This window comes from Streptomyces sp. NPDC107538, assembly GCF_055657445.1.
The window spans coordinates 1-10,271 of sequence record NZ_JBVKAY010000033.1; the positions used below are offsets into that span (position 1 = coordinate 1).

The 10,271-nt window shown below is 67.5% G+C and carries 8 protein-coding genes and 1 pseudogene; 4 read left to right on the forward strand and 5 right to left on the reverse strand.

The genetic code is table 11. From position 1 onward, the window contains the following. Positions 1-399 precede the first annotated feature (399 nt). Positions 400-552: a hypothetical protein gene (locus ACZ7MG_RS43590; protein ID WP_471396991.1), complete on the forward strand. Its 153-nt coding sequence runs from the start codon at positions 400-402 to the stop codon at positions 550-552. A gap of 160 nt (positions 553-712) precedes the next feature. On the opposite strand, the gene ACZ7MG_RS43595 is transcribed toward ACZ7MG_RS43590, so the two are convergent. Then, on the reverse strand, positions 713-3,292 hold the full coding sequence (locus ACZ7MG_RS43595; RefSeq protein WP_471396993.1) for a helix-turn-helix domain-containing protein: 2,580 nt from the start codon (positions 3,290-3,292) through the stop codon (positions 713-715). Between the two features lie 176 nt (positions 3,293-3,468). On the opposite strand from ACZ7MG_RS43595, the gene ACZ7MG_RS43600 reads away from it, so the two are divergent. Then, positions 3,469-3,666, forward strand: a complete 198-nt coding sequence (locus ACZ7MG_RS43600; RefSeq protein WP_402112025.1) for a hypothetical protein — start codon at positions 3,469-3,471, stop codon at positions 3,664-3,666. 1,082 nt (positions 3,667-4,748) lie between these two features. Here the strand turns inward: ACZ7MG_RS43600 and ACZ7MG_RS43605 are convergent. The 4 genes from ACZ7MG_RS43605 to ACZ7MG_RS43620 form a co-directional block, all read right to left on the reverse strand. Continuing rightward, positions 4,749-5,489, reverse strand: a complete 741-nt coding sequence (locus ACZ7MG_RS43605; RefSeq protein ID WP_471396997.1) for an IS5 family transposase — start codon at positions 5,487-5,489, stop codon at positions 4,749-4,751. Between the two features lie 270 nt (positions 5,490-5,759). Next, positions 5,760-6,434: an SMI1/KNR4 family protein gene (locus ACZ7MG_RS43610; protein ID WP_471397000.1), complete on the reverse strand. Its 675-nt coding sequence runs from the start codon at positions 6,432-6,434 to the stop codon at positions 5,760-5,762. 207 nt (positions 6,435-6,641) lie between these two features. Next, the gene (locus ACZ7MG_RS43615) at positions 6,642-7,568 is read right to left on the reverse strand and encodes a helix-turn-helix domain-containing protein (RefSeq protein ID WP_471397002.1); all 927 of its coding nucleotides are present in this window, start codon (positions 7,566-7,568) and stop codon (positions 6,642-6,644) included. Between the two features lie 844 nt (positions 7,569-8,412). Beyond that, complete coding sequence (locus ACZ7MG_RS43620) at positions 8,413-8,541, reverse strand: hypothetical protein (protein WP_471397005.1); 129 nt, start codon at positions 8,539-8,541, stop codon at positions 8,413-8,415. Positions 8,542-8,717: 176 nt separating this feature from the next. Here ACZ7MG_RS43620 and ACZ7MG_RS43625 point away from each other — a divergent pair, with 176 nt between their 5' ends. Next, on the forward strand, positions 8,718-9,449 hold the full coding sequence (locus ACZ7MG_RS43625) for a hypothetical protein (protein WP_471397008.1): 732 nt from the start codon (positions 8,718-8,720) through the stop codon (positions 9,447-9,449). A 31-nt stretch (positions 9,450-9,480) separates the two neighbouring features. Further along, positions 9,481-10,271, forward strand: a pseudogene (locus ACZ7MG_RS43630) (IS630 family transposase); the annotation flags it as partial.

The window sequence follows — 10,271 nt, forward strand, 5'->3', positions numbered from 1 at the left end:
CAACGGCTCCAGCTTCGGGCCCCGACGAGGAACTGACGCACCAGCAGTAGGAGTCACAAACCAACTAACGATCAACTACTGGCGCAGGACACTAGTTGGCGCTAGTCTCTGGACAGCTGGGCGGCAGCCCGGCGGCAGTGGACGCCCCTCGGGGTGTCAGTGGTGAGGGCCCATAGTGAACCGTCCGGTGGCGGTCGCATATTTGCCTCACCCCTCCTGCGGAGAGCAACCGTCAGGCCTGCGCAGCCCGAAGCTGAGGAACACCCTGTGCTCGGCCCCGGCCTGCAACCGGGGGCAACCACCCTGAGTCGCTGCACCGGCGCGATCTCAGTTCGTCACCTGTAGGTGGCCGGACTGAGCGCGCCCGTTCTGTCCGGCCTTGTTGAAAGGATGGGACGGATGGACGAGGTCACGATCGGTGTACTGGCACTGTTCGGTTTCCTCAGCATCGCTCTCACTCATGGCGCGAAGCTGGCACGCGACATCGAGGAGTTCATCGAAGCGTGGCGTGGACCAGCCCGCAGTCTGCAGCGGTGGTGGCGTCGGCGGTAGCACCGCCGGTGACGCACCCGGCTCTCGTGCTGCTGCCGGCCACGCATCTGCGTGTTTGTGCGACGCGATGCGGATAGAGCCGCCTGCAGACATCAATGCGTGTGACCGGCAGTGTCACGATAGTGCGGGCAGCTGCGATGAGACGGCACCCGTCCTGCGCTCAGCTTTCCGGACTGAGCGTCCCGTCCGGCTCGAGCCCGAATTCAAGGACAGGAACAGGGCCGTGGGTGTCCTGTCGTAGCTCTGAAAGTGTGACGAGCGCGTAGGAGTCTCCGGCGTCGGCTGCGTCACTTGCGAGCTTTTCGGATTCTTCGTGACGACCTAGTTTTTCGAGCAGTTCGACCAGGCAGACCACGGTGTATTCGTGTCCTGCATCGACGGACTTCCGGTACAGCGTTTCAGCTCCCTCGAAGTCGCCGGCCTCTTCCCGCATCTGGGCAAGTTCGATGAGGGTGTAGGTGTCGTTGCAGTCCGCAGCAAGCCAGGCGTAGGCTTCGGCCTCCTCCCGATGGCCGGTGCTTTCACGCAGCTTGGCAAGGCCCCCGAGAGCCTCGACGTAGCCGCCCGGGGTGAGCAGCAGCTCCTGGTAGAGATTCTCGGCCTGTTCCGTGTCGCCTGCCGTTCGCCGCCTGTGAGCGAGCCCGATGAGAGCGCTGACGCTTCCTGCTGCAGCACCCTCTCTCACGAGGACTTCGGCGCCGTCGTGGTCTCCGTCGGCTTCTCGGGCGTTGGCCAGACTCAGCAGAGCGAGGTCGTCGCCGGCCTCGGCGACCTGCCGTGCGAGAGACTCGGCCGCCTCGTGATCTTCTTGCTTCTGCCGCAGTATGGAAAGCCGGGCGAGGATCCTAGTGTCACCTTCGGCCGCAGCTTTCATAGCCAGTTGCAAGGCGGCATCGTGGTTTCCTGTTCTCTCCAGCATTTCAGCCAGGTTTGTCAGGGCAGTGGGGTAACCGGTGCCGGCGGCCAGACGGTAGAGACGTTCGGCCTCTGCATAGTCCCCGGCAGCCTCCCGGTACTCCGCCAGCCGCACAAGACCATAGTTTTCGCCGGCCTCAGCGGCCCGCCGGTACAAAGCCTCGGCGGACCGGTGGTCCCCTTCAGCCTGCCGTACTTGGGCAAGCCGCCCGATAGCATCGGTGCTGCCCGCCTCTGCGGCTACTTCGAGCAGAGCGACCGCGCCTTCGTGGTCCTCGGCCAACGCCCTGAGTTCGTAGAGCTGGACGAGGGCGTTGGTGTCTCCGGCCTCGGCGGCCCGGTGGTAGAGAGCCTGCGCCCAGGACATGCGCAGCCGCTTCTCTGCCGCATCTGCGAGCCGAGTAAGGTCGTCGAGGCGGGTGATATGTGCGCAGGCAGCCTCCCAGAAGGAGGCCGGAGGGCACAGCGCTTTGCGTTCGTGACGGCCGTACTGCTCCAGGTAGTCGGCAAGCCGATAGACCACGATCGCAGGCTCTGTCGTCGGTGCAGCTGTGGGAGAGCGGCGGGCAGGGCGATGGCGGACGCGCCGCAGGGGAGCGAGGTTGCCATGGACCGTTGCGCCAGTTTCTGCGAGTGCACGCTCGACCCACGCGTCTTCCAGAGCGTCGAACTCGTCGTTGCTCAGGTAGTCCTGCGCAGCGTGCGCCAGAAAGGTTGCAGGCAAGTGGGGTCCGGCATCGAAACGGAGAGCGTCCATAGCGGCATGCAGCACGGCGCGCGCTGCCGGTGAAGCCGATCGATAGCGGTGCAGCAGTTCGGGGGCTCCGGCCAGAAACTGTGCAAGGCGGCCGTCCTGGGTATGGCCAAGAGCGTGGCTGAGTTGCCTGTCCCCGGATGCTGCCGCGGTCTTCGCGGCTGCTGTGGCTGCCTCGTCGAACGAGTCCGGCAGTTCGATGCGCCGATCTTCCAGGAGGGCCCTCGTCTGCGAGTGAGGATCACGCCGGCCCGGCTCGGGCCGTGTCGTGTAGACCTGGGCGTGCTCGGGCCAGAGGGTTCCCAGGATCAGGACGGGTGAACGCTCAGGGTCGGCCAGCAGGGTTCGCAGGGCTGCCGCGATGCGTTCCCCCAGTCCCTGTCCGGCTCCCAGGTAGTGCTGTGCCTCGTTGAGCCACACGACGGTGTGTGTGCCGACTCGTTCGATGTCGGCCAGGGCGGCTTCCGCGCGCGTGGGGTCGATCGGGTGCCACAGTCGCCAGCCCAGCGAGGCCAGCGGCTGGACTGCTTCCCAGCATGCACGGGTCTTTCCTGTGGACGATGACCCCACCAGGACCGCCATCTGGCTATGCCCGGCGGCGGCGAGCGACACGATGTGGTCCAAGGCTGCGTCATGGGGCCGTGGGATATAGGTGGGCAGAGCGGTCTGGGTCCCCATGAGTTCAGACGCGTTGTACCGGTGGCCGGTAGGGGGTGCGCCGTCGATGGCCGGATGCACTTCCAGGTCATGCGGGTCGCAGTCGGCGATGGGCCGTCCGACGGCTGGGGGCCGGGCGGTTTCACTGCTGCTGACGGTTGTGGTGCTCTGCCCGGCAGCAGCTTCCCGCAAGTCGAGCAGAAAGCGGACGTCAAGGCCGAGAGCTTTACCGAGAGCGCCCACGGTCTGAGCCGAGGGCACGGAAGCCGAGGCGCTGAAGGCTCCGCTGACAACAGTGCGGCCCAGTCCCGCCCGGCGGGCCAACTGGGTCTTGCTCAGCCCCCGTTCGGCGAACGCTGCAATGAGTCGGGCGCGCAGTTCGGACTGTGCAGCTCCTGGGCTTTGTGCGTCCATCCTGTCCATTGTCGCAGCACGGCGGGCAGGCCGTCGAGTTCCCCGCCCTTCTGCCAACCGCCTTGTTTGTCTGTGTTGTTCGCCGGTGTTCATCTTCGTTCACGCGCACCACGGCGAACACCTGGTCCGGGAAGGGTCGGCCTCACGACAGCTTCTCCATCGGAAGGAACAACACCATGTCTTTGCACACGACTGTGGTCCTGCTTGTTTGTACCGTGGTGGTCATCATCGGTGTACTGGCGGGCGCTGCGGCGGGTTTCCTGGCCCGGCTCGACGGGGCCTCCTGCCCAGCCGTCATCACCCGCGCCGTCGCAGCCTTCGCCGCAACACTGACACTGGCAATGGTCGCTGCCCAACTGGCCAGGCTGACCTGATGGCTGGCGCGCGACGTTGAGGAGTTGATCGAAGCGTGGCGTGGTCCGGCCCGCAGTCTTCGGCGGTGGTGGCGTTAGCGGCGGCGCAGCCGACGGTGATGCGGCCGAATCTCAAGTTGTTGCCCGCCTGGAGCCGACCGGGTTGCGCGGTTACCGGAAGACGGTGCTGTCGGGCCGCCCCCGGGGACCCTGGCCCGCTGCTGGCGGGTCGGCTGTCTGACAGGGACAATGGTCTGCCGAGGGGGAAGTGTTCCGGGGGCCGAGGGGCGCTGGGCCCAGCCGTGAGGCTTTCCCGAATCCTGGCCCCTTTGAGCCCCTGGCAGCACGCAGCGCCTGTGAGTCCAGGCGGCCGGCGCTGGTGGGCTGCATCTGGGTCGGCGCGGGCGCAGCGACCGTGGCCCTTCAGAAGCTGTGGTCGTACCGAACTTGATCGGCGGGTTTTCGCAGATCAGGCATGATGTCGGGCTGGCGAGGCAGGCTCGGGTCGTCGGGTTGTCTCGTCGGTGGAGGTGCCGGGATGGCGTCGGTCGTGGGTCTGCTGGAGGAACGGGAGTTGGCCGCGCGGGAGCGCGTGGAGGGACTTCGGGAGGAGGCGGACTGGGTGCTGGCCGCGCTCACTGAGGCGGAGATGGACTGGCAGGAGTGGGTGATCGCCCGACAACGCGTGGGCGAGGTCCTCTTCGTGCCGCGAGTCCCGGAGGCCGGCGTGGCCCGTCCGGTCCCGACGGAGGAACTCTCCGCATCGGAGCCAGCACCAGGCCCGGTGGTGGACGCGTCCGCGGCGGCGCCCGCGCCACGGGCGGGTTCGGTTGTCCCCGTGTGGCGGCCCGCGCTTTCGGCGGACGTGCTCGCCGTGGACTACCAGCGCATCCTCGGCTTGCTGGCGGAACGCCTGTCGGCTGGGGACGGGGGGGATGACGTGCCAGGAGATCACCGCAGGACTCGGGCTGGCGCCGGTTCCGGCCTGTGTGGAGGGCGTGCGGTCGAAGATGAAGCGGCTCGCAGACCGCGGCTGGGCAACAGAGCGGGCCGCGGGCCGGTTCATGCTCGCCGACGGTCCAGCCTGCGGGTCATGAGCATCGTCATCGACCACAGCACCATGTGCTCGTGGACGACGGGCAACTCTCGTAGTCGCGGACCAGCCGGCGCGAGCGGAACAACCAGGCGAACGTCCGCTCCACGCACCACCGCCTCTGCAGCACCACGAAGCCCGACGCATCGCCACTGCGTTTGACGACCCGGACTGCCAACCTCAGTTGCTGCTTCGCCCACGTGACCAGGCGGCCCGCGTAACCGCCGTCCGCCCACACCAGGACGATCTTTCGGTATCGGTTCCGCACGCTCTCCAGCAGCGGCATCGCGGCGTCCCGGTCGGCCACGTTGGCCGCGGTGACCATCACGGTCAGCAGCAGACCGAGGCAGTCGACGACGATGTGGCGCTTGCGTCCCGGCACCTTCTTGCCCGCGTCGTAGCCACGTGAGGAGGCCGGGACCGTGGCCGCGGCCCGCACCGACTGCGAGTCGACGATCGCCGCAGTCGGCTCCGGGTCGCGGCCTGCTTCCTCACGCACCAGGCCGCGCAACCGGTCATGCAACTCAGCCAACAGTCCCTTCGCGCCCCAGCGCCGGGCGAAGGCGTAGACGCGGTCCCAGACGGGGAAGTCCGCCGGCATCGCCCGCCACTTGATCCCGTTGTCCACCGTGTAGCGAACGGCGTCGACCATCTGCCGGTGACAGTAGCCCTCCGGCTGCCCACCCCGGCCCTCCAGCCACGGCGGAACCGGCATCGCGTCACACACAACTGCCCACTCCGCGTCTGTCATGTCAGAGGGATACCTCGTCCGCCTGTGCGGCCGATCCCTCGCGTTCCCGAACCGATGAGCGAGGCAATCACACTCACGGGCAACCGAGTTGGACGATACGAGACACAAGGCGGAAGGCTGCGACAATAGGGGCCCCTGTTGCTCGGTTGGACTTGAACACCCACGAGCTGTGCAGGAGGCACTGTCTCCATGCGCGCACGGCTCGGAGACCACCCAACCGGGCGACAGGTGCAGAAGTCGCGCTCGCCGAGATCGGTAGCAGATGCCTTGTTATCGGTCCAGGCCGCAGGCAGCCTCGGCGGCCATGAGCCACCCGAGGTACCAACCAGCGAAGTCCAGCAGAGATCCGCCGGCGTCACGTATCGGATGCAGATCCTTGCCGTCGGAGCGCGGGTCACGCCACATTCGGCCGCGCTGCGATCCCGTGACAACCAGCCAGGCCGTCAGCCCGCAGCCCTCATCACACAGGCAAAGCGCCCCGGCAGTGAAGCGCGGGTCGTACTGCACATCTGCCAGACGCTCCTCCCACACTTCAAAGGCCGCTTCGAGATCGGCGAGGTCGTCGAACTCCTCCCTAAACGGCTGCTCGGCCAGGATCCCTGCCGCTGCCTCCGGATCCGCCCCTCCCGGAAACAACTCAGCGACCATGGCCGGCTCGACCTCCTCAGGGGCATCTCCAATCCAGCTCCAACCCCCGGAACCCTCGCGCCGCACCGGAAAAACGCCGTAAGCCGGGCCAGCCCCGCCAGCTCCAACGTGCAGCAGGAACGAGCGATAGTCCTCGGGCAGCTCAACACCCAACCACGCCTCGAGACCGGCTACCTCGGCCGCCGCCAGAGGTACATCGAGCGCAAAGCCGTGCCCCATCGCCCCGAACACCTTGTCGCTGCCCGGCACTGCGGCCAGAGCCAGAACCCGCTCGCGTACCCCGGTCCAGTCGGTCATAGCGCCCGACCCTATCGGCTGCCGCCCACCGCCCATGGTCGGGCCTGGCGCGCCGGCAGCCGGTCCTGGACGGGCGAGACCGATTGGATTCGACACCCACGAGCCGTGCCGGAGGCCCCGCTTTCATGTTCAGCCAGCCAGAAGATCACCCGACCGATTCGGCGACCTCGAACTCACGCCCATCGAGATCGATAGAGCAACGGCTTCTCAGGGCAGCGCAGCCTGAGAGCTGTGAGGAGGCCGGGTTGTGCGCTCCGCCCCCAGTTCCAGGACCAGACGGGGCTGGCGGCCGTGCGGCCTGGCGATGTGTCCGCAGGTCACGCACCACACCCGTGACCCCATCTGGACGGCGACATCCGAGGAGGTGGTGATACGTGCGCCGCAGCCTTCGCACGGCACACCCCGCTGCGCCCCGCGGTCAGCGGGTACGGCGAAGAAGGGCACCATCCTGGCAAGGGCCGGTGTCAGCAGCAGTTCGGGGGCCTTCAGACCGCTGCCCGAGACCCGAGCCTGCTCCTCGGCCGGTTCTAGGCTGCGTCCGTCCTGCCGTGCGGATCCCTCGGTGGTGTGCCGACGTGCGGCTTCAGCACGTTCCCAGGCATGTGCCCAGGCCTGCAGTGTGACGTTGCCGGTGACGCCGCAGGCGCGGGCGAAGGCGAGGACGAAGTCCCGGCGTGGTCTGGTCTTGCGGGTCAGAACCCGGCAGATGGTGGTGCGCGCCAGATGGCCGTTTCCGCCCGCCTGCTGTTCGAGGGTGCGGTAGGGGCGGCTTCCGTCGCGGCGGTACAGCTCCAGGAGGTGCGCGTGGAGGTCGGCGTAGGTGCTGACGTAGTCCAGGTGGATGAGCTGGGTGGCTTCACCGAGCGGGCTGCGTTCTTCGTAGCGGGCCTGCTTCCACAGGCGTTCAGCTTCGTCCGGGCTGGCGCCGCAGACCCCCGCGAAGGTTCGCACGACGGACAGGGCGGGGATACCGTGTCCGGATGCGGCTCGGCTGAGGGTGGCTTTGCTCAGGGTGGTGCGCTGCGACATCTGGGCCAGGCTGAGCCCCGACTGTGCCCGCTGCAGGCGGAGCCAGGAGGCCAGGGCGTGCAGGGAGACCTCCCAGGATGCGACCGGAGCCTCAGGCCGCGCCACAGCAGTGGCCCCTTACAGCTGGCCGGCGCGACCGGCCGGGGCCGGCAGGCGGACACGGTTGCGAAAGCAGCCGCTGCGCCACCTCGGCCAGCACGGCGGACGTGGCTGCGGCCTGGAGCGCCAGAGCGGGAAATGCAATGATCAGGATGACGATGACGGTGACCGCAGGCCACCAGGGCCACGACGGCACGGGGGACAGCAGCAGGGCGGCACTGCGTCGGCGCATAGGCATGAGCATTCCCTTCGAAACATCCAACGGGCTCTGCACCCATAGCCGTTGGCTACCCGGTGGATGCATACACGAGATGCTGTCAGTCGCGTTCCTCCGCGCCAACCAGCGCACTCCCCCGTGTCTCATGGTTGTCCCACCTATCTGAAGTCGCCCGTGCAACCCCGGATGCGCCTCCGGTCCAGTCCGCTGCCTGGCGGCCAACCGGTCAGGAATGGGGTAGTTGCGCGCACGTCCCAATGCACCGACCCCGGTGCAGCTTCAAGAGCTTTGAAGCTGCCGGCTGTCGGCCCTCGATGGGGTGCCGCTGGACGAGCTCGCGTCAGGAGCGGCTGATGGGTCTGCAGGGGCGGTTCGGAGACGAACCGCCTGCGTCGGGGGCCCCACAGATGTGGTCGGTCGCCAGGCAGGCCCGGCTTTTCCGGCTCTGACTCGAGAGAGGTCCCGCCAGAGCTCCGGGAGGGGCACCGGGGCGTCGGCTGGACACGCCCGGTGGCCCCTGGGGCCGGGGCATATGCGGTGTCCTGGGAGAATAGGCGGTCTTGCGTTCTACCTGACAGCCGGGCCCACTCGGCCAGCCATAGATAAGGCCCTCACGAGTGAGCCCGACACTTGTCATCGCTGGAGTGCCAACACCGCAGCGGCAACCAGTGACGACCCAGCCATGGCGGCTGCACCACGAACGGCTGCAAACAGGGCGGCTCGGTACAGGCGCTTGATGATGTGGCTCTTCTTGCGATTCATGGTCCCTCCCGGATGGTGTTGCACCTTCGCCTCCAGACGATGCGAGCTCCAGGACTCAATCCTGAGAAAGTGCGGGCGGACCGGGCGACAGCGCTCTTACGCTGCAGTTCGTGGGCTGCCCGGTGGCGCCCGCAGCGGGCAGCGGGAAGGGCCGCGGGAGAGGGAGACGGGGGGACGTGGACCACTCAGACAGCGCACTGCACACCTACCTGCGCGACCTGGAACGTAGGGCCAAGGCGAATCGGACTCGGCAGAATCTCCCCTACTCGCGTCGTGAGACCTCGAAGGTGCTCCACAGCGAGTTTGAAGTCCGCCTGGATGCCCGCCGTTTGAGTAACTGGCTGGCCGACGAACTGATGAGGCGCCAAGCGCCTACTTCAGCCAGCGAGCCGAAACTTTGGGCCCTGGTGCAACTTTGGTCGCATTGGGCCGGCGAGTCCGCACCTGCTCGTCGGTTCCTCAACGAGCTCCTTGAATCGGCTCAACCTGTTCGGAATACCGTCCGGGCTCCGACCTCGCCCGTTCCGGCTTTCCTCCGTCCACTCCTGACAGAGCAAGTGGAACGGGGCGAGGCATGGCCTTACGTCGTGCACGATGGCACCGGCGCGCGGCGACCTCTGTCGGCCGTCCATGTTCAGCAGCAACTGGACGAATCACAGACACCCGATGAGCCGACGCTGCAAAGCAGGCGAGGGCAGATTGAAGAAGTCCTCGAAGACCCCACCCGCTGCCATCTTCTGTTGGAGTCAGGTCCGGGCAGCGGCAAATCGACCTTGCTCGCCAGACTTGCGGGGCGCCTGTCCGCTGGACTCCTCAACGGGTCGCTTGGGCAGAACACCTGCGTCCCGGTTTGGGTAACTGCTGAGCAACTAGAGATCTTTAAGGGTGTGGGTTACGCGGGGTGGTGACGGCTGTCGTGTGCCGCGCTATGCCGGAGGGATGAGGTATCCCGATGGCGGAGGGCTGACGGATGAGGAACGGGTTCGGCGTGAGCGGGTCCGGTTGGCAGCCGCCGATCTGATCGAGACCGGGGCCAGTGACCGGGAGGTCGCCCGGCGATTCAGAGTGACCCGGGTGTCGGCGAACCGCTGGCGGCGAGCGTTGGCTGCGGGTGGCCGGCAGGCCCTGGTTTCCAAGGGGCCCGGTGGCGCCCGCTGCAAGCTCGATGCAAGTCAACTCCGTGCTCTGGAGGCGGTGTTGGAAGCAGGGTCCGGCCGCTTCCGGCTGGTCTGACCAGTGCTGGACTCTGGCGAGGATCGCGGAAGTCGTGCGCCGCCGGTTCGGCGTGGAGTACACCCTGGCCGGGATGGACCTGCTGCTGCACCGCATCGGCTGGAGCGTGCAGGTTCCCTCCCGTAAGGCGGCCGAGCGCGACGAGGAGAAGATCGCCGCCTGGAAGGACGAGCAGTGGCCCGTCATAAAAAGACGGCGGCGGACCTGGGCGCCTGGCTCTGCTTCGAGGACGAAGCCGGCCAGGGGCTGAGGCCGCCCAAAGGCCGCACCTGGGGCCGGCGAGGTCACACCCCCGTCGTGCGGGTCACCGCCGCGGGCACCAAACGCGTCTCCATGGCGGCGCTGATCTGCACCAAACCTGGCCACCGGTCCCGGCTGATCTACCGCATCCACCTCGACCGCGGCCCCGCCAAAGGCCGGCGCAAGGGCTTCACCGAGACCGACTACGCCCGCCTGCTCGACGCCGCACACCAGCAGCTCGGCGGCCCCGTCGTCCT

What these genes read in the sequence shown, in the direction of transcription:
- ACZ7MG_RS43590 (WP_471396991.1), top strand. Translation starts at nt 400, where the DNA reads ATGGACGAGGTCACGATCGGTGTACTGGCACTGTTCGGTTTCCTCAGC.
- ACZ7MG_RS43595 (WP_471396993.1), bottom strand. Translation starts at nt 3,292, where the DNA reads ATGGACGCACAAAGCCCAGGAGCTGCACAGTCCGAACTGCGCGCCCGA.
- ACZ7MG_RS43600 (WP_402112025.1), top strand. Translation starts at nt 3,469, where the DNA reads ATGTCTTTGCACACGACTGTGGTCCTGCTTGTTTGTACCGTGGTGGTC.
- ACZ7MG_RS43605 (WP_471396997.1), bottom strand. Translation starts at nt 5,489, where the DNA reads ATGACAGACGCGGAGTGGGCAGTTGTGTGTGACGCGATGCCGGTTCCG.
- ACZ7MG_RS43610 (WP_471397000.1), bottom strand. Translation starts at nt 6,434, where the DNA reads ATGACCGACTGGACCGGGGTACGCGAGCGGGTTCTGGCTCTGGCCGCA.
- ACZ7MG_RS43620 (WP_471397005.1), bottom strand. Translation starts at nt 8,541, where the DNA reads ATGAATCGCAAGAAGAGCCACATCATCAAGCGCCTGTACCGAGCCGCC.